The organism is Bacillus sp. (in: firmicutes), assembly GCF_031983925.1.
Lineage (GTDB): Bacteria > Bacillota > Bacilli > Bacillales > Bacillaceae_G > Bacillus_A > Bacillus_A pacificus.
The window spans coordinates 103,305-123,607 of record NZ_DALYZR010000009.1; the positions used below are offsets into that span (position 1 = coordinate 103,305).

At 30.8% G+C, this 20,303-nt stretch carries 14 protein-coding genes and 1 pseudogene; 6 read left to right on the plus strand and 9 right to left on the minus strand.

Going from position 1 to position 20,303, the window contains the following annotated elements:
- Positions 1–22: 22 nt before the first annotated feature.
- On the plus strand, positions 23–1,465 hold the full coding sequence (locus RTP99_RS21520) for a hypothetical protein (protein WP_046648674.1): 1,443 nt from the start codon (positions 23–25) through the stop codon (positions 1,463–1,465).
- A 188-nt stretch (positions 1,466–1,653) separates the two neighbouring features.
- On the opposite strand, the gene xerS is transcribed toward RTP99_RS21520, so the two are convergent.
- Complete coding sequence (gene xerS / locus RTP99_RS21525; RefSeq protein ID WP_046646355.1) at positions 1,654–2,739, minus strand: tyrosine recombinase XerS; 1,086 nt, start codon at positions 2,737–2,739, stop codon at positions 1,654–1,656.
- Positions 2,740–3,780: 1,041 nt separating this feature from the next.
- On the opposite strand from xerS, the gene RTP99_RS21535 reads away from it, so the two are divergent.
- The 4 genes from RTP99_RS21535 to RTP99_RS21550 all read left to right on the plus strand — a co-directional run bounded on the left by RTP99_RS21535 (position 3,781) and on the right by RTP99_RS21550 (position 8,706).
- Entirely contained in the window at positions 3,781–4,767 is a 987-nt protein-coding gene (locus tag RTP99_RS21535) for a LacI family DNA-binding transcriptional regulator (protein ID WP_046646353.1), read from the plus strand.
- A gap of 134 nt (positions 4,768–4,901) precedes the next feature.
- On the plus strand, positions 4,902–6,278 hold the full coding sequence (locus RTP99_RS21540; RefSeq protein ID WP_046646351.1) for a sucrose-specific PTS transporter subunit IIBC: 1,377 nt from the start codon (positions 4,902–4,904) through the stop codon (positions 6,276–6,278).
- 20 nt (positions 6,279–6,298) lie between these two features.
- On the plus strand, positions 6,299–7,774 hold the full coding sequence (locus RTP99_RS21545) for a glycoside hydrolase family 32 protein (protein ID WP_046646350.1): 1,476 nt from the start codon (positions 6,299–6,301) through the stop codon (positions 7,772–7,774).
- Positions 7,771–8,706 (plus strand): carbohydrate kinase family protein, encoded by a 936-nt coding sequence (locus RTP99_RS21550; RefSeq protein WP_046646349.1) that lies wholly within the window; start codon positions 7,771–7,773, stop codon positions 8,704–8,706. Before RTP99_RS21545 ends, RTP99_RS21550 begins: the two co-directional genes overlap by 4 nt.
- A 381-nt stretch (positions 8,707–9,087) precedes the next feature.
- Here RTP99_RS21550 and RTP99_RS21555 read toward each other — a convergent pair.
- The 8 genes and pseudogenes from RTP99_RS21555 to RTP99_RS21590 all read right to left on the minus strand — a co-directional run bounded on the left by RTP99_RS21555 (position 9,088) and on the right by RTP99_RS21590 (position 17,233).
- Positions 9,088–9,609, minus strand: a pseudogene (locus RTP99_RS21555) (GrpB family protein).
- A 447-nt stretch (positions 9,610–10,056) separates the two neighbouring features.
- Positions 10,057–10,386, minus strand: coding sequence for a hypothetical protein (locus RTP99_RS21560; RefSeq protein WP_225991072.1), 330 nt, complete (start codon positions 10,384–10,386; stop codon positions 10,057–10,059).
- A gap of 379 nt (positions 10,387–10,765) precedes the next feature.
- Positions 10,766–10,975, minus strand: a complete 210-nt coding sequence (locus tag RTP99_RS21565) for a hypothetical protein (protein WP_001021329.1) — start codon at positions 10,973–10,975, stop codon at positions 10,766–10,768.
- A gap of 482 nt (positions 10,976–11,457) precedes the next feature.
- A complete protein-coding gene (locus RTP99_RS21570; protein WP_312367498.1) occupies positions 11,458–12,468 on the minus strand; it encodes a zinc-ribbon domain-containing protein in 1,011 nt (336 codons plus the stop codon).
- Between the two features lie 13 nt (positions 12,469–12,481).
- A complete protein-coding gene (locus RTP99_RS21575) occupies positions 12,482–12,784 on the minus strand; it encodes a hypothetical protein (RefSeq protein WP_000263523.1) in 303 nt (100 codons plus the stop codon).
- Positions 12,785–13,864: 1,080 nt separating this feature from the next.
- A complete protein-coding gene (locus RTP99_RS21580; RefSeq protein ID WP_046647183.1) occupies positions 13,865–15,709 on the minus strand; it encodes a sensor histidine kinase in 1,845 nt (614 codons plus the stop codon).
- Positions 15,709–16,389, minus strand: a complete 681-nt coding sequence (locus tag RTP99_RS21585) for a response regulator transcription factor (protein WP_000756749.1) — start codon at positions 16,387–16,389, stop codon at positions 15,709–15,711. Before RTP99_RS21585 ends, RTP99_RS21580 begins: the two co-directional genes overlap by 1 nt.
- Positions 16,390–16,417: 28 nt before the next feature.
- Positions 16,418–17,233: a C39 family peptidase gene (locus RTP99_RS21590; RefSeq protein WP_046647181.1), complete on the minus strand. Its 816-nt coding sequence runs from the start codon at positions 17,231–17,233 to the stop codon at positions 16,418–16,420.
- A 2,414-nt stretch (positions 17,234–19,647) separates the two neighbouring features.
- On the opposite strand from RTP99_RS21590, the gene RTP99_RS21595 reads away from it, so the two are divergent.
- The gene (locus tag RTP99_RS21595) at positions 19,648–20,178 is read left to right on the plus strand and encodes a cysteine hydrolase family protein (protein WP_000589748.1); all 531 of its coding nucleotides are present in this window, start codon (positions 19,648–19,650) and stop codon (positions 20,176–20,178) included.
- Positions 20,179–20,303: the final 125 nt, after the last annotated feature.

Genomic DNA, 20,303 nt, shown 5'->3' on the forward strand with positions numbered 1-20,303 from the left:
AAAAAAAGGGTGGTTTGATTATTTGATAAATTCTAAAATTGTTTCATTGCAAGAAGGTTATACTTTATCAAAAAATGCAAGAAATCTATTCATTAATAGAAATAATCGTGCATTATTAATATATAGTCAATATGCAAAGCAAAATGCTCAATCTCTGTATAAATTAGCATATACGTATTTGGATAGTCCGTCCAATGAAATTGATAAAGGGTTTAATTATTTTACAAAGGATGAAATTATTTTATTTAATGATACATTAGCAAATGTTATAAATCAGTGCAGAGATGAGTGGATTGGTGATGTAAATCCTTATGAGATTATTGAAGATGAGAAAAAAAGGAAAAAATGTACATTGTGTAAGCAGAAAAATAAATTAATTTTTCATATCAAAAATCAATTTAATGGAATGAAAATGAATGTGGGAAGTAAATGTATAACAGCATTTCATTCATTAGAATATCCTTCTGGTCTGACTAAAGCAGAAGTTATGAGACGTGCACACCGACAATCTCGTATTCAGAGTTTAACATTAAAATTTCCTGGTATAGAAAAAATAGTATCGTCATGGGAATCTGAATTAGAAAAGTATCACGTCTTAATTCCTGAATTTTTAGAGAATAAGTACCTTGATATTGGGAGTGAATTAAAAGAGATATATAATAACTATTTAAAAAGACGGGTTGGAAAAGCTGATATAAAAAAGATTTCTAAACTTTTAAAGTCAAGGGATTCTTTTTTGAGCAATATGAGGGATTATGAAACGGAAAACAAACTAAAGGATTATGTTGTTACACGTAAAATTGTTAAATGGCTTCAATTAAAAAATGATTATGAAACAATTAAGCATATAAAAAAAACTGGTTATGTCACTTCTGATATAGTACATAAAATTTTAGAACCGAATTTTTTGGAATCATTAATCCCTAAAATTAATAGGCTTTTTGAAAAGCAAGGAATTAGTGTTATCGCATATGAGAAAGAATATGTAAATTATAAAATCAAACCTTTTTCAAATTTGGAATTCTATTTAAAAGTAAACAGCAGAATATTATTAAAAAATTTTGGGCCATTGTTATTTAGAAAGGCGATACCAATCGCTCCTAGCTTACAAAATATTTTTAAAATATCACATTTATATTCAGAAAATGAACAGAACATGGTACTTAATGAATTAAATAGAATGGATTCTGTTATAGGAACTGAACTTTTAGATTATGGATATGCATACGATCATTTTGAAAGAAATGAATTAGATTTATTTGATAAGAGAATAAAAAGATTTATTGTAGTGAATTTATCTAAATTTCTTGAAGAATTTAAAGGAGTTGCTTTTGAATTAGGGAAGATAGCGTCTATTGAACAATATGTAGATTATCTCTTAAAAGAAAATACTAAAACGTATACCTATTTAGATTTAAGAGGCATTCGTGATAGAACTGATAATGATATAGATAACAAAGAATAAAAATGACATGTAGTTAAATAATAAACAAGAGTAATAGTGATAATTTATATATTACTTAAATAAATAAATAAATAAAATCTATTAAAAATTTTATTTTAAAACTGAATTTTGCTTTAATTGATTAAAAGCTGTGATATGTATAATGAATAATAAAGGAAAAGCATCCTAAATAGGATGCTTTTCCTTTATTATTCAAACTGTCTTTTTTCTAATCGATCAATAGCTTCACGTTTCTTCTTATTATTTATATTTGTATAGATACTAGTAACTTCTACAGAAGTATGGCCAAGTTGATCACGTAATAATACTAGGTCCTTGTTTTCTTTATAGTGATTTGTAGCATATGTGTGTCGTAGTTTATGAGGGCTACGCTTCTCATCAAATGCACTTGAATATTTGTCACATAACTTCTGTATAGCTCTAACAGTTAGCTGCGTATATTTCCCTTTATAGTTTGTTACGAAAAGTAAATCTTCATCTTGAGAACAGTTATATTTACTAGGGCGGACCTTTATATATTCTTGAACATCATCTAAGCAAGAGCGAGTGGCTAATATAGAAGATCTTTTATTACCTTTACGAGTCACTTTTACGGTACCCTGACGGAAGTTTATACTAGAGATAGTAAGACTAGCTACCTCGGAAACCCGAAGGCCAGTGCCTAAAATAAGGCTTATAATGGCTATGTCTCTTTCTTTATCACGCTGAAAAAAGTTATATTTTTTTGGTGATATATCTTTCAACATTTCACCATAATCATTTGCTAGAAATTGGAGAAAAGCTACATCATCTTTTTCATTAAATATCATGTTTGCAACGTCATCTGCTCTTGCTGCTGCATCTACTTTCTCCTTATGCAGTTCAATTTTCTCCATTACATTACGTGAGATGTAATTTTCCCCTTGTTCATTCTCTGTGTTTTGAGCTAAGTACTTGAATAGAGATTTTAAAGCAGAGAAAGTTCTGTTAATAGCTCTTGTCTCAATACCTTCTCCCTGGAGATATCTTTGAAAAGTTCTAGCTTCATTTAATGGTAGATTTTCTAGTGTTGAAATTGGTACATCACATATATTAGTGACAACCTTACCGTTTTCAACGGCTAATCGATTACTTATAAGCCAGTTTAGAAACTTTTCAAATTCAGTAATGTAAGCATACAATGTAGCGGGGGAGAGGGCTGTTTTCATTTCTGCATACTCTATGATATACCAGGGCATTTTACTTTTATGTTTATCTATTAGGATTTTAAACTTTTCTTTTTCTTGGTTACTCATGTTGTACACCTCAAATCAAATAATGTAAATAAATTTTTAAACTAATACTTAAACTAACTATTCAAATTTTTGAGCTAGAATACTATTTTAATAAATAGCTTGATTACATATATGGATACCATACTAGTCTTTGAAAAAGAAGAGAGGTATCAATATATGATTGATACCTCTACTATACTCAATTCTATGAAATCCATCAAACTGTTCGTTAAATACACTTTTAACGAACTATTGGATGCTGATATTCTATCTCAACTAGGTGTAGCATCACATTACTATTAAGTTAAGGTTTTGAAGTACCCTCTAAATGAAAATTTTCTTTCTCTATAGTTAGTTATTCTGAGAAGTCAGCTTATTTTTTCAATTTAGGGGTGTTTACTCTTCTTAAATTGATGGGCATGTGGCGGGATCACTATTATCCAATCAGTTAGTAAACATAACATGAATTATAGTATTCGATAGATTAAGGGATAAACTGAAATCTAGTCTCAAAAAGGTAATTAGTTTAAATTATATTTATAGTAGAAACATCATTGCAGCATAATGAGCAGTAATTGAATATATACCTAGATTTTAAGTAATGAGAAATTAAAAATCTCCAAATTTTAACAAGTGCTATGATTATCTTGTAAGTTAACTATTTACTCCAACATTTAACAATGTATTGAAGTAGTAGTACTTAGTTTAGTATATAATAAATTATTTTAATTCCTTTCAACTATGTCGCGATGGAGTATATCAAAATATTATAAAGTAATGTAGAGCCATAAACTTTTCATACAGATTATGAATTTAAACAAGAAGTAATGCAAAATGCCATGGATATTGGTATGGGACAAGAAAAGTTCTTATAACAGGCTTTAGAATATTATGTAATAAAAGTATAGAGGTATTAAGTATTAAATCAAATAAAAAAGAGAAAAACTAACTGAAATAGTTGTTCTCAAATAATAAATGAAAATTTATTATTTATAAGTTAATATTAATAAATAGTATACAAATTTCTATACATCTATCAATAATGATAGTGAGGAGAGAATAATGGCAAATAATATATCAGATATTGCAAAATTAGCTGGTGTTGCAAAAAGTACTGTATCCCGTTATTTGAACGGTGGATACGTCAGTGAAAAAACAAAACAAAAAATTGAATTGATTATTCAAGAAACAAATTTTTCTCCCAATACATTTGCACGGAGTTTAAAAGCGAAAACCACAAATTTAATTGGAGTAATCGTCCCTCGGTTAGATTCTTTTGCAACAACAAAAACACTTATCGGAATCGATATCTCACTTCGCGAACATGGCTATCAAATGCTTGTTGCAAACGCAAGCCAAAGCCAAGAAATAGAGATAGAAGCAATTGAAAACTTTGTAAAGCAAAAAGTAGCTGGTATCATTTTATTAACCACAAAATTAACTGCTCAGCACAATAAAATTTTGTGTAAGTTACAAATTCCTATTTTGTTTGTTGGCCAGCAATACGAAAATCAATACTGTTTGATTCACAATGATTTTGAAGCAGCATTTGAATTGGGATCTTATATTTTATCCCAAGGACATTGTGATATTGCATATGTAGGAGTGACGGAAGAAGATGTTTCGGTAGGTATAAAAAGAAAACAAGGTTTTCAAAAAGCAGTTCAAAAGTTTGCCCCATCATGCAATGTTACATACTATAAGACAACATTTCAAGTGAAAGATGCTATGAAACAAGTATCAGACATTTTAAATAATCAGTTTCCAACTATTATTGTTTGTGCAACAGATAATATTGCAATTGGGGCAATTAAGGTGATTCATGAAAGGAAGCTTTCTGTACCAGCAGATATATCAGTTACTGGTTTTGGAGGATATGATATTTCAGAGATGATTCATCCTAGTTTAACAACCGTCTCGTTTGATTACCATTACACTGGTACTGTTGCAGCGACATCTATTATACAATTAGTTGAGAACAAGGAAGTACCAAAAATAATCAGTTCAAAATATGAATTGAAAATTCGAGAAAGTGTTGACAAAGTGTGAAAGCGCTCTATAATCTATTGTAGAACCGGTTCCATTCCGGTAAGGTTAAGACAGGATTTTTTTACATTTAAAAACCTGTCTCCTATTTTGAATATTTACGGAACCGGTTCCATAAATATTTAGGAGGATTTCGGATGGATATGAAAGCAATTGCTAACAGTGTATTACAGCATATTGGCGGAAAAGAAAATATTGTAAGTGCAACGCATTGTGCAACACGTCTCCGCCTCGTTTTAAAGGATGACTCAAAAGTAATACAAACAGAAATCGAAAACATTGAAGGGGTAAAAGGTGCATTCTCTACAGGTGAGCAGTATCAAATTATTTTCGGAACGGGACTTGTTAACAAGGTATATGAACCTTTTGCAAATCTTATTGGCTCATCTCAAATCAATTCGCAAACAGATACAAGAGTCGTAAAGAAAAATATGAATCCAATTGTTCGATTAGCAAAAGTTTTATCTAATATCTTCGTGCCAATCATCCCGGCAATTGTAGCAAGCGGTTTATTAATGGGTCTACTAGGAATGTTGAAAGCGTTTAAAGTGGTGCCGGCTGATCATGCTATGATTCAATTATTTGATATATTTTCAGGTGCTACTTTTATAATTTTACCAATCTTACTTGGTGTTAGTGCTGCAAAGGAATTTGGTAGTAATATTTTCTTAGGAGCTGTAATTGGTGGGATTTTAACTCATCCTGCATTAACGAACCCTTGGACACTTGTAAATGCGAAGCCAACAGTTTTACATTTTCTTGGTATGGATATTGATATGATTGGTTATCAAGGTACAGTCCTTCCAGTTTTATTATGTGTATACGTTATGAGTGTTATAGAGAAACAATTACGAAAACATGTACCAAATACTTTAGACTTATTAATTACACCTTTTTTAACAGTTATGATTACAGGTTTTCTATCGCTCATTATTATTGGTCCTGCGGGTTATAAGATAGGTGATGGAATTACTTACATTTTAAATACTGTATACGAAGTTGCAGGACCAATAGCTGGTTTTATCTTCGGTGGTTTATATTCAACTATTGTATTAACAGGTTTACACCATAGTTTCCACGCAATTGAAGCCGGATTGCTTGCAAATAAAGAAATTGGTGTGAATTTTTTACTCCCGATATGGTCAATGGCCAATGTTGCACAAGGTGGAGCAGCCCTAGCTGTTTACTTTAAAACAAAGAATACCAAAACAAAGGGAATTGCAATTCCGTCTGCAATATCAGCATTTTTGGGTGTTACAGAGCCGGCAATTTTTGGTGTGAATTTAAAATTAGGAAAACCATTTATTGGTGCGGGAATTGGTGGAGCTTTAGGCGGAGCATATGTTGTGTTTATGAATGTTGCAGCAAATGCTTACGGTTTAACAGGAATTCCAATGCTTACGATTGTAGTTCCATTAGGGGTAATGAATGCAGTCCATTATATAATTGGTTTTGTGATTGCGGTAATTACAGCTTTTGTAGCAACAATTATTTTATATAAAGAAAAGAATTAATATTTTGAGGTGAATACCTGATGAGTAAATATAGAAAAATACAGGATGCAAAAGAAGGTGAATTGACTTCACTTGAAAAAGTTGCAAACCAAGACTCTTGGAAGCCAATCTACCACATTCATCCTCCATATGGATTAATGAATGATCCAAACGGTGTATCTTATTATAACGATGAATATCATATATTCTATCAGTGGTATCCTTTTGCTCCGATTCATGGAATGAAGCATTGGGGGCATGTAAAGTCGAAAGATCTCATTCATTGGGAGCGTATGCCTGTGGCCATTACGCCAACAGAAGATTACGAATCACATGGTGCTTATTCTGGTGGGTCTTTTGTGAAAAATGATATACTTCATTTATTTTATACCGGAAATGTAAAATATGACGATGGCTCCAGTAATGCGAATCAATGTCTGGCTCTTATGAATAACAAATATGAAATAGAAAAAATAGCATATAATCCGATTATTCGAGGAGTCCCAGCTGGATATACTAGGCATGTTCGTGATCCTAAAATTTTGGAGCATAATGGGTGCTATTATATGCTCCTTGGGGCACAACGGAGTAATGAGACAGGAACACTTCTCATTTATCACTCAAAAAATTTGTTTAGTTGGGAACTATATGGAGAACTACAAACTAACTTGAAGGATTTTGGTTTCATGTGGGAGTGTCCTGATTTTTTCCATTTAGATGGAAAAGACATCTTGGTTTTCTCCCCACAAGGACTTGAAGGAAAAGGGGATAGTTACCAAAATGTTTATAATGTCATTTATGCAGTTGGAACACTAGATTTAGAGAATTTATATTTTCATATTGAGTCTTATAATGAATTAGATAAAGGATTTGATTTTTATGCACCGCAAACATTACAAGATTCCAATGGAAGACGCATTATGTTTGCCTGGGCGGGATCCAGTGAAATATCATACCCTTCAGATGATTTCATGTGGGCACATTGTTTAACTATTCCTCGTGAGCTTACTCTTGAAGGGAATATATTAAAGCAACGACCTGTTTCTGAATTGAAAGAATTGCGTACATCTTCAAAGTCTATATCAGGTTGTGTGCAGAATGAAACATGTGTATTATTAGACCTCCTTAAAGAACGCTCTTACGAATTAGAAGTACAACTACAAGTGGAAAAGGCTAATGTCTTCGGTATTTCGTTATTTCATCATGAGGAAGAATCATTCCCTATTACTTTTCATCGTGAAAAGGGAACTGTTTCAGTTGAACGTGGAAATTTTCAACATCGTTTTGGTGGAGAGTACGGTTATACACGTTGCAAACAAATTCAAATTCAAGATTCGATGAGTATGCAGATTTTTGTTGATCAAAGTATTGTTGAAGTTTTCTTATGTGATGGAGACACTGTCTTTACATCACGTGTGTTTCCTCGTAAAGATTTAGAAAGTGGCATCTCACTTTTCGCAGATGAAAAGATGGAATTTCAAATTACACAATACAAACTTGGGAGAGGTTTAGAATGAAGAAAGTTTTTTGCATCGGAGAATTGTTAATTGATTTTATTTGTTGCAACAATGAATCTTTAAGTGAAGGTATATATTTTGAAAAGAAAGCGGGAGGTGCCCCAGCAAATGTTGCGGCGGCAATTACAAAATTAGGTGGTAAGGCTTCCTTTATGGGGCAAGTTGGAAATGATTCTTTTGGGACATTTCTTGAAAAAACATTACAAGAAAATAATGTTGATACTTCTATGCTTGTAAAAGAAAAACAAACAACATTAGCATTCGTTTCCATTGACCAACACGGGGAACGTGATTTTACATTCATGCGTGGTGCAGATGGAGAATATCATTTTCAACAAATTGATTTTTCTAAGATGAAAATGAATGATATTATTCATTTTGGTTCTGCAACAGCTTTATTACCTGGTAACTTGAAAGAAACATATTTTAATTTATTTCAATACGCTAAAGATCAAAATCACTTCATTTCATTTGATCCAAACTATCGTGATACACTCATTACAGATAAGGAGCAATTTTCTAAGGATTGCTTATCTTTCATTGGGCAAGCTCATTTCGTAAAAGTAAGTGAAGAGGAAGCGATAATGCTTTCAAAAGAAACAAATATGATTAATGCTGCAAAATTTTTACTTGCAACAGGTGCAAATGCTGTTGCCATTACGCTTGGAAAACAAGGAACACTTATTGCAACAAATGAAGGGGAAGTACTTATTCCTTCGATTACTGTAAAGCAAGTAGATTCAACAGGTGCAGGTGATGCTTTTGTAGGAGCTATGCTCTATCAATTTGCGCAGGAAGAAAATATATTTGATGTAAACTCAGAAAAAATACACACTTTTGTTAAATTTGCAAACAAAGTGGGAGCAATTACATGTATGAATTATGGTGCTATCCCATCATTACCTACGTTAGAAGATATTATTGAAAAATAATACTGTTTATCTATTACTAATAGAGCTTTAGTAAAGTTGAATTAAACCATTTTATTTAAAGTGTGAGTAGATTTGAGTAAATATAAAAGAGTCTTTGTACAATAGTATGTAGCAAGGCTCTTTTACTTGAAGTTGTAAATCGTTTATAAAAACAAAACAATCTACTTTCTTACCTTACAAATGTATAAGAATCTTTTTTGTGTAGAAATAATAAAGTTTTTTAATTTTGTTCTTAGAAATACAATAATCGCCTATCAATAAATTTGATAGGCGATTATTGTATTTGTTTAAAAATTGCTTTAATGCTTTCATAAAACGATATTTCATGAAAAATAAAGCTATTTAAATTTGGAAAGTGATTAGTTACACATAGCCTCCTTTTTAATTAGTTATTTTAGCGAATACAGATTTAACTAAGTTTGTTTTATCATCTAAATACTTATACTTATATTTATTATCGGGATTATCCCGCTCGAATTGAGTCTTTAACTGCTCATACTCAATTCGAGCGGTTTTATTATTTCATAAGTAATCTCTAAAACACAATTGCTCAATTAAATATTTATTACCCTTTTCATACATATGGTTTGATATGTTCTCGGTTCTCCTTAGTTAAAATAATATCTTTCAAGTAATACACCTTTTCTTTTTCTATACCCATAATATAGCTGTTCTAACTTAGCGATACATTTCAAACCATTTTCAAAATTCTTTAATTCAAGTGCAATATTAATATTAGGTTTTGCACTCAAGTTTGGAGTGACAGTACTTTCACAATAGGGTGTATTGCCAAAATGTATTCTCCAATTTGTTTTTCAATTAATTTTTTCTCTTTTAAGAATTCTACCTCCTATTCCTTAGTCAAAAAAACTAAAAAACTTTACTACAGGGTAATCCTAACATTTAATTAACTCCTCCTGCATACAGCCCTTTTTTTAACAAGAAATGTTACAATATTCCTTTTTATTGAATAGCACAAAATAAAATAGAGGGCATAAAATCCTAATTCAGCCCAGCCTGTTAAATAACTATTCTATTTTTAAAAGGCTTTATTGTAATTTAGACAACTTTATTATCCATGCACATTCTTGCATTTTCTAAATTGTTATATCATTGAAGATGTTTTATGAATAGAAGAAATAAGTAATTTTAAAGGTTTTTCTGAAATGAATTTTTTTAACAAATACATACGGAGCGATAATAAATAATTTTACTTTAATATATAAAACGACAAGGATCCAAATAAATACATAATTTAACGAATAGTTTATGTAATAAAGTTATTGTCAACCTAATGCTTTTTATTACATTATATGTGCTATTGAATAGTGAACTACTGTATTGTTAAATTTATTCAACTATTAATTCTCCAAAATGGTCATAAAGTAATTTTAAACCAATAGCATGGTTTTCGTTTAAAAGTTCATATGCTTCACGAAGTAACTTATGTCTTTTGTTATAAAGTGTAGTACATGTAAATGTGTTTGAATAGCAACAAGGACAGACAATCCCCATAATGGCCGTGTTAAAAGCAACAATAGTATTCTGCTCTGGATCAATCTTACAATATAAACGAATAGAATTACCTGTGTCTGTATTTGCAATGATTGTAGCCATGTTATCTTCCTTACGAATATTTCCGTTAGAATCCATCTCTAAAATTGCACTTGTTAGTTTCAATTACTTTCACTCCTTAATTTTATATACAATTAGAATTTGAGGAGTATCTAAATAAACAAAGCTTATATTTAGATACATGACATTTCATAAGTTAATACAATTAATATTATATAATATATATATTAAAAAATAAAGTGTTCGTTAAATAGGAATTTAACGAACAGTTGAGGAAATGTGAGTTAAACTCCCCTCCTATCTTAATGTACTGTACAAAGGCATGAAACTCTAAACTCTCATTTTTGGGACTAGCTTGGGCCAAGAAAATCCAAACTAAAGTTTTATAGATTTACAGAACTAAATACATGTGATCTTGTGTGAACGTATATGTTTAAATACTACGTTACTTTTATTTATAAAAAAGGCATCCTAAGATGCCTATCTATTCTGTAACAAATTTAAATACATAGTACATAAAAAATAGACAAGATAGATAGGCTAGCCTGCCAGCAACGGATTCTCTCATAAATTTCATAAGTATGACTTTGACAAGCAATGCTAAGAATAACGGTATAAATAGTACCATAGCAAGTTTGATCGCTATGTCATTCATTATTGGATTAAATGGTTCGAAATTAATTATAATATTCACTTACCTTTCTCTTATCGTTCTATTTAAAGAATAAAATTATACAAATAAACTCGCTAAAAAGATACCATAAGGTTCCTTCCTCCAACTGAACAATCTTAATTTTAACCGGTTCTTTTGCAAATATAAGACGCATTTCAGGGAACAATCAGGATTCCTACCGAAATTGTTCTTTTTTGTCATATGCATGGCTTCTACTCCTATATAATATTATCCTTTATAACAAAAAAGCACTGCTATGATTTCTAGGAGTATTGAAAATGTTCTATCGTACTAAATTCACTTTATAAATAGAACATATAATAAAAGACCTTGCTACACAAAATAGCAAGGTCTAGATATAGTAAAATAAGCACCTTAGAGATTTATAGGTGCTTTTATTTAAATTCATTTCCACAAAATAAAATGTAAAAAACTAAAAAAGCAAAAAGGACACTTTTTTAGTTTTTTAGCTTCCCAGCACAAATTTGAAAAAAGATTTCAAGCTATCCTTCACTATCTTTAAATTTTCCTCTTAAATTCTTCTCAAAGATAACCCTATTATCTTCCATCTTATTATAAGTTTGAAATAAAGCTTCTCTTTTCTTTTTTCTTACCCTTGGTTCTGGAAGATAACATGACGGACATTTTGCAGCCCCTTCATGTCTAGCTTTGACCATTGCTTTATATTCATGTCCACACTTACCACAAATCCACCATGCTCTTTCGTTACATCTGGTAGATGTCTCCTCTGGTGTTGTTACACCATATACTTCTTTATTCTTTGTAGGATGCCATTCTTTTGCTATTTCTGGGTTATGAAGAGCAATTGACTGTTGATACTTTTCACAAGTTCTACATCCCTTACCATTTTTCACTCTTAAATTTATTTTTTCTCTCCACATATGACCTTCTTTACAAACCCACATTACTTCTTCATTTGAAGTATAAATTGCCTCATATGGATTTCGGAATTTCTGCCGATAACATGTGTCAAAGATACAAAACTCCTTTGCTATCTCTGGATACATTGTTGCTAATGAGTTGTCTTTGCAAACTTTCTTATTTGAACAGTATGGACACACAGTTTTATCATGAAGTCTACTTCTAACAGACTCCTTCCACTCATGACCCTTACCACATATCCACCATCTAACATTCCAATTCTCTTCATCAATCATCTCATTATCAGGTGTTACATCTGCATTTCTTTTGAAATTCCATTGCTTAGATAAATCTGGATCAATACATCTAAGTGATTTAGCTTCTATTTTATTAACATTGTTTAATTTATCTAGCTGCTGCTTTTTCTTCATACACTTTGGACAAAGCTCATCTTCAACTTTCAGCCTATCATTAGGAGTTGATCCCCAAACATGTCCCTCAGAGCACTCCCACCAAATATATTCGTAACTTCCATATGTAATATCTTCAGGATTCAAGTGACCATTCTTGATAGGATGCCATTCACTTAACAGCTTTTTAGAAAGACCTGTATTTATAAGTAAATTAATCATAGTATTCTCACCTCTACTTTTCTGATTCAATCCACCATTTGTCTGCGTTCAATTCTTCTGTAGTCATCTCATACTCATCTAATTTAACAATTTCATTTTCCCTATTAAAAAAGCAAGGCTTTACAAATATAGAAGCATTTCTATAACTATAACTTTCACCTTTATACGCTTCAATTTTAGAAATTTCTAGCTTATAAACATATAATGGATGTGAATATATTTGTCCAACTTTAAAAGTTTTATCACTATTGTTTTCCGAAGAAATCTCTTCAACTATCACTTTACTTGGAGTACCATGGAAATGACTATCCCACATTACGTTTCACCCTAACTTTAAATTTATTTAATTCTATTGTATCAGAATATTCACACGTGCAATTAGGAAAAAGGTATAATTTTATCATTATTTTCATCTATTATAATAAAATAAGTTAAAGATATTACTGGCTAAGTAGTTTAGAGTTTTTTGTCCTATGTTCAAAAGGTTTAGACTTTCATGTCCTGTTATTAAGACATGAAAGTACCTACAAAATTTATAATAATGGCTATTTATCAAAGATTCTTTATAAGTTTTTAGTTTAGAGTTTTTTGGAACTTGATTGGATAAGAAAATCAAGTTCCAAAACTTTATTGATATACAGAACTAAATACATGTAATCTTGTGTGAACGTATAGGCTTAAATACTACATTACTGTTATTTATAAAGAAAAGACATCCTAAGATGTCTTTCTACTCTGTAACAAATTTAAATACATAGTACATAAAAAATAGACAAGATAGATATGCTAGTCTGCCAGCAATCGATTCTCTCATAAATTTCATAAGTATGACTTTGATAAGCAAGGCTAAGAATAACGGTATAAAAAGTACCATAGTAAGTTTGATCGCTATGTCATTTATTGTTGGATTAAATGGTTCAAAATCAATTATAATATTTACTTACCTTTATGCAACTTCTTATTTATATAGTTTAATATAAATAAACTCGCTAAAATGATACCATAAAGTTCCTTTCTCTAACTGAACCACCTTAATTTTAACCGGTTCTGGTGCAAATATGCATGGCCTCTACTCCTATATGATATTACCCTTATATAACCAAAAAAAGCAACGCTATGGACGCTTTAGCCTACATATTCTTCAACTTTACTAAAGATACCATTAATAGATGGAGGGGTATAATTATAATCGTTATCAGTGAACATTAAAAAAGATGATTCCGATTGAATATCGGAACCATCTTTTCCGGGCTTGATTTTTCAGTTTTTTTTTATTAAACTGTCCATTTTAAAGGGTACATTTCAGTTGACTCCGCACCTTTTTAAAAATAATTTATATGAATGTAAATCGCCTTTAACACCACAGTAAAATCTATAATATCAATGTTACATCTTACTACTTTGTATCCCATTTTTCTAAATGGAAGTAGAACAATACCCCATCTTTTGTATTAGTTACACCGTACTTTACATTATGTAAATCTAATATATTTTTTACAATTGAAAGTCCAAGACCCGTTCCACCATATACTCTTTTTCTTGATTTATCCACTCTATAGAATTGATCCCATATTTTATCTATGTTTTCTTCTGCTATATGTGCCCCTTTATTTTCAAACCCTATATATACGTCATGTTGTTTCTCGTTTACATCTATCACAATGGTTCGATTCGCATCTGTATAGCGAATCGCGTTGGTAAACAAGTTTGTTATGACCTGTTCTAACAGATGTGTTTTACCTTTAACACAAACATTATCTATATTTAATTTGATGTGTAGTGATTTTTCTTTAATTTGAACTTGTAAATCTTTTGCTGCCTTTTGAATTAAATTCCCTATATTAACCTGCTCCATCTGTATTTGGTACGTTCCGGATTCATATTTAGCCAAATTCAACATTTCATCTATTAACACATTCATTTTCTCTATTTCTTTTTCTAATGCTTCCCAATAATATTGATTCATTTCAGGCGCGATTCCATCTTGCAGCATAGATGCAGATATTTGCATGACACTGAGTGACGTTTTTAATTCATGCGAAACGCCTGCAATGAAATCTTTTCGTGTCTGTTCTAATTTTTTCTCTTTTTCTAAGTCTGTTTTTAACTGATTGATATATCCTTCCATTCTTTCTGAGAGTTGATTAATATTAGAGGAAAGCTCACCAATTTCATTTTTTGATTTGATAGAAAGCTTATCTTGAAATTGAAATTGCATTATTTTTTTCGTTGCTTCATTAATTTTTAGTAATGGTTTGGTAATAATTCTTGAATAATATAAACATACAACCAGCGATAGAATCAGCACAAATGCTATAATATATATATAATAATCACTCATTACATCTGTCACTTTTGTAATCGGTTGTAACGAAGACAATGTATAAATGAATTCATTTACTTGTCCATTTTGCATGAGTGGTTTTATCGTTTCTAGATACTTGATTCCATCTATACTGATTTCATTCTGAACCCATTCGTCTCCTTGTAATTTCACTTTATCGCTGATCCATTCCGATTGAAATTGCAAAATACGATTTGCAAACACCTCATTACTATACAATGTATTATTCATTTTTGAATTGAAGTAAACTGGGAAATTTATCTCTGTTACAATTCCCTCTAAGAAATAATATTTCTCACTTTCTTCTTTTGAAAAAACCTTCATACCATTTTTAGCACCAGACATCATATATTTATCAATCTGATAATAAGTAGGTGCAACAAAATTTCCATCATAACCTTTTATTCTCAATGTTGTAGGAATCACTATGTCTTTATTCGATCTTTTACTTACTGTATCCATGATAGCTAGTTTAGTCGTTTTATTGAGTAAACTTGTAATTAATATACTGAAATTAGGATCCATATCTTTCTTTGCATTGATTAAATTATTAAACACAACCTTAGAGGATCGACTCGAATCATTTTTATCAACTGTTTTTATATAATGATCTCCTGATGGTAATTTCTTGATATTGGCTTCTTTATCGAGCCTAGCAATCATAATACCCTGCTGATTAGCATACGAGAGTTCCTTCCTCTGGAGTGTATTTTCATCCTGTTTATGAGCTTCATAAAATGTATAGTACCGTTGTAATTGCTTCTGAACATTTTCTTTTTCTTTATCTATATATAAGTATTTCATCACATACATTTGTCCGAAAAAGATAGCTGCGATAATCATGCAACATAGTAAAAAGGTAAGAGAAAATAACTGAAACACAATCTTCTTTCTCATCATTTTTCTACCTCAAATTTATAACCCGTACGAACAACTGTAATAATGTGTTTTGCTTTCTCACCAAGTTTTAATCGTACATTACGCATATGTGCAGTTAGTGTTTTATCATCTCCATCATAATCGTATCCCCAAATATTTGTGATTAACTGCTCTCTTGATAGTACTTGTTCCTTGTGTTGCATTAAAGAGTGTAAAATTTCATATTCTGTATGTGTAAAATCTATTTTTTGTCCATCTATTGAAACAGAACGTGCTGATTTATCTAAGCGAATACCACATAAATTAATACAGTCCTGATATTGTACTTGTTGATTTGTATCTTTGAACAAACGTTTTGCTCTCGCTAATAAAATAGACGGTTTAAATGGTTTTGTTACATAATCGTCTGCCCCAAGTTCAAATCCAAGTAACGTATCATCTTCATCACTTCGTGCCGTTAATAGGATAATAGGAACATTAGAATTCTTTCGAATACGTCTACACACTGACCATCCATCCATTAATGGGAGCATAATATCCAAAATAACTAAACTGATATTATGCTCTTGTTCAGCAAACAAATCTAGCCCAATTTGACCATCTTCCGCTGTAATTACTTCATATCCATCATGCGAGAAATAATGGGCTACAGTCTCTCGGATAATCTGTTCATCTTCAACTATTAAAACTTTTTTCATCTCTATTCTCATCCAATCTACGTTCGTTTTACATTGAAACTGTCATCGCTTGTCTTCCCATTTGAATCCAGGCTTGTTCAAAACTATTCCGATCAATTGCTCTGTGTTTGTCCTTCTTTAGTGGATCTTTAATATATACATATTGTTCATCATAATCGGTCACAACGACACTATGCTGGTGATATGTCACTTTCATTTCTCCTGCATCTGTACGCCATGTATAAAATTCATCATCAGGTAACCGTTTAAAACGGGCATTTGTTAATACCCATACAGGTTGCCCTCTGTCTATCGCCTCATATATTTGCTGAGGTTCTTTGTGACTTAGATCCTTCACTTTCTCTTCTGAAACATACTCCTTTGCCAATTCTAAAATCGGCTCTACATAAACACCTAGTCCAGGTTTATCAAATGTAGCTATATCCCCAATAAACCCTTTGTGCATATTCCCCTTTATACCCTTTCCCTGAAATGGTACAGACTTTATCTTTGCAGCGAGTTCCATCTTATCGACTTGTACACCTGAAAATTGCAACACCATAGCAAGGCTCGTTACTTCACAACCTCTCATTAATTCTGGTTTTTGTAGAATCAGCGGCACATCCAATGGCCTTACTATCACTTTTTCTTGCTCTATGGGCCTATTTTCTTTTTCAAGTACCTTTTCTGATTCTACTGATTCATTTCTCATATATTCTACTTCTGATTTTGCATTCTCCTCTTGTGGTATTGCAGGTTGTATTTTAGTAAATATAGGAATATCACCATGTGACATACCAATGTTTGTATTTAATACTGATAGTGTAAATACAAACAGGGTTGTTTTTCTAAATGGATTCATCATTATCTCTCCTCGATGCTTTATAAGGAGAGTGTAATTTGTTTATATTTAGATAAAATCATATTTATAGAAAGACAAAGTAAAATTCATATCAAGATTATATAAAGATAATTGCTTTACGTATTAATCTTATGTGCTACAAATATTGCTTTCAACAAGCAATATTTAACTTCTTTAAGTTCACGTTCTAATTTTTCGTACTTTGCAAAAAGTCCTCGAATTCTTTTCATTAAAGTATAATCTTCGAGATTTTAGGTATGTGGTTTGATTATTATTTACAAATCCTATTGCTATATGGTAATTACTATTTATCAACAATTATTTGTGAGATTTTAGTTTAGACTTTTATGTCTTTCTACACTTGTACATGGACATAAAATAGATACTTTTTAGAAGAGAAAGTATCCATTTTCATGAATATCTTTTGTTACTTATGTAGAATTAAATTTTAGTTGAATTTCACATTTAATTAGGTTTTACTATTTAGTTTTGTTTCAAATGCAGTTAAATTAGTTGAAGCCTTACTAAAATTTGGTTCAGAAAGTTGTTTAGGTCTTCGTACTTCTGTCTTCTATTGGAGCTACACCTTGTATCTCTTGTAATATAGAATTTGCTACATTTTCTCTATAAAATTCTTCAACTATATTTTTCAAATAAATACAATTTCTTTATTCCTTGAATAAAATCAATAACTCGGCATACAATACCTCTGCATCGAGCAGTTAGACTGGGCTAACTGCTCTTTTATTGAATAAATTTTTAGGGCATGTTAACAATATAGGTAATCCAAGTTTGAATACGAATAAACATTGTATTCATAGTATTTACTAGAGCAGTTAGTTTTTTCTAGCTGCCTTTTTGAGTTTTTCCGAATAAAATTCTAAATTATGTGTTCACGAGTAATAATGGTAGATAAAGAAATAGGAATTCATCATTTATTTAGTTGAGTGGATATGCAGGGGAATTTACTCCGTTATTGGATAAGGACGGAAAGTCAATGTTAAAACTATATATTCGAATAAAACAATTTATATTATTCAACTATATGGTAGCTTTAGTTTCACAAGGAAATAAACAACTTTATTATCTGTTTTGATTTCAGAAGTAAAGCTGAACTTAACTTTTTTAAAAGGAGATACTACAATTTAAGCAGTGCCTCCTTTACGTTTTTATAAGTGAGTTTTAATGACCTTATTGTTTCTATTCATTATGTCCAATGCTATAGATGGGCTGATGCAGCTTGAATTCACAGTGACTTCTTTAATTTTGTTTTTCCTTTTCTTCTAGGAATGAGCAGTTAGTTTTCTGCTGAATGCTCTTTTATATTAACTTGTTTGTCATCATATATTACGGATATGTAGCTATTAACTCATAGGGTCTTCTTTTAAAGAGCACTTGTACCTAGTGCTCTTTTTAGTTTCCTTATTTAGCTCACTTTTAATTTTACATAATATTTTTAATTCCGTTTATACTATAGTTGTAACTTTAAGTTACAACGTATTGTGGGTATCGTTATTGTTGGACAATAAAGCAGTTAGTTCATTGAGCTAGCTGCTTTATTATTTAAATAATAACAACATTAAACCTCTCCCTATAAATTGTTATTCATAACATCATTAGTTACTATATTTTAGTTTTATTTCCCACTTTTCCAGCATATTCTTTAAGAAGGGTGTTTAGCTAAAAAAGTTACCTCCTTATCGATGAGCACTCACTTATGTAGTGCTCCTTTTCATGCTGTACAATTCTGTTTTACTTGTATAATTATATATAGTTTCTTTTTTGAACCTCCCACATTCTTTTTTACAAGTTGCAATGAAACAGTTAGCTTTTTTCTAACTATCCTGTTTTTATTTTTCACTTTTTAGTTAAACGTACATATATTAACTTTGAACAATGGCCAATAGGATACTTAACCTACCTCTCTAAGAGCACATTTATATCTGTGCTCTTTTTTGAGTCACTTTAAAATAACGATTTTGTTTAGTTATCATTTGATTAATCATATTTAAAATTTTTTAACATATCTTAATTTTAATCAGGAATTACACTACCCCCCAGTAGATCTGTAGTTCCTGTAATTGAGCCTATAACTCTGATTAGAACCTGTTATAAACAACAGGTTCTATTTATGGTCATTCTTCATCCCCATCGTTGCGATAGGTAAGACTTTGAAGTTATCTCCATCTTTTGCGCCACTTAACACTGTACGTGCGAAATTCACTACATTCAAACACCTCTAGGCTACATTAAGCAATACAAACTTTATTAATGTATTCATTTCTAGCTTGAAGATAAAAAAATTCATGATTCCACATATTTATATTCTCTATCCATTTTGGATACTTTAAAAATGGATACTTATTTTATACATATTTTACTTGTATGATTTTAATCAAAATGTGAGGTGGTCGTTTATGATAAAAGGCTATGCAGCATTGCTTATTATAGATGTACAAGTGGGTTCATTTAAAGAAGAAAGAATGCTATATAAAGGAATTGAATTATTAAAAAACATTCAATTGTTAATCCATAAAGCTCGTACTGTCCAAGCGCCTATTTTTTACATGAAGTTTAATGGGAAAACAGGATCTTTATTAGAGCATGGAAATCCGGAATGGGCAATTCATGAATCTGTAGCTCCACTATCTGAAGATATCGTTCTTGAAAAAAACCACCCTGATTCATTTCATGAAACAAGTCTTCAACAAGAATTGAATAAAAGGGACATCGAACACATTGTGATTACAGGCGTTCAGTCTGAAATATGTATAGATGCGACGTGTCGACGTGCATATAGCTTAGGGTATGATGTTACTCTTGTTGAAGATGGGCATAGTACATATGACACTACATTATTATCGGCATCCCAAATTATTAAGCATCATAACGATATAATAGGTGAATGGTTTGCTGATTTGAAAAAAGCTCAGATAATTGAATTTTAATTAATCTTGAATAGGTTTTTCTTGATAGATATAGTACGAATCATTTAAATTTAGCTAAGGTATTAATCCTGTTTCCTATTATTAAATATATGTTTTACTGTATGCGATAATGTAATAATTATATT

What these genes read in the sequence shown, in the direction of transcription:
- xerS (WP_046646355.1), bottom strand. Translation starts at nt 2,739, where the DNA reads ATGAGTAACCAAGAAAAAGAAAAGTTTAAAATCCTAATAGATAAACAT.
- RTP99_RS21535 (WP_046646353.1), top strand. Translation starts at nt 3,781, where the DNA reads ATGGCAAATAATATATCAGATATTGCAAAATTAGCTGGTGTTGCAAAA.
- RTP99_RS21540 (WP_046646351.1), top strand. Translation starts at nt 4,902, where the DNA reads ATGGATATGAAAGCAATTGCTAACAGTGTATTACAGCATATTGGCGGA.
- RTP99_RS21545 (WP_046646350.1), top strand. Translation starts at nt 6,299, where the DNA reads ATGAGTAAATATAGAAAAATACAGGATGCAAAAGAAGGTGAATTGACT.
- RTP99_RS21550 (WP_046646349.1), top strand. Translation starts at nt 7,771, where the DNA reads ATGAAGAAAGTTTTTTGCATCGGAGAATTGTTAATTGATTTTATTTGT.
- RTP99_RS21570 (WP_312367498.1), bottom strand. Translation starts at nt 12,468, where the DNA reads ATGATTAATTTACTTATAAATACAGGTCTTTCTAAAAAGCTGTTAAGT.
- RTP99_RS21575 (WP_000263523.1), bottom strand. Translation starts at nt 12,784, where the DNA reads ATGTGGGATAGTCATTTCCATGGTACTCCAAGTAAAGTGATAGTTGAA.
- RTP99_RS21580 (WP_046647183.1), bottom strand. Translation starts at nt 15,709, where the DNA reads ATGAGAAAGAAGATTGTGTTTCAGTTATTTTCTCTTACCTTTTTACTA.
- RTP99_RS21585 (WP_000756749.1), bottom strand. Translation starts at nt 16,389, where the DNA reads ATGAAAAAAGTTTTAATAGTTGAAGATGAACAGATTATCCGAGAGACT.
- RTP99_RS21590 (WP_046647181.1), bottom strand. Translation starts at nt 17,233, where the DNA reads ATGATGAATCCATTTAGAAAAACAACCCTGTTTGTATTTACACTATCA.
- RTP99_RS21595 (WP_000589748.1), top strand. Translation starts at nt 19,648, where the DNA reads ATGATAAAAGGCTATGCAGCATTGCTTATTATAGATGTACAAGTGGGT.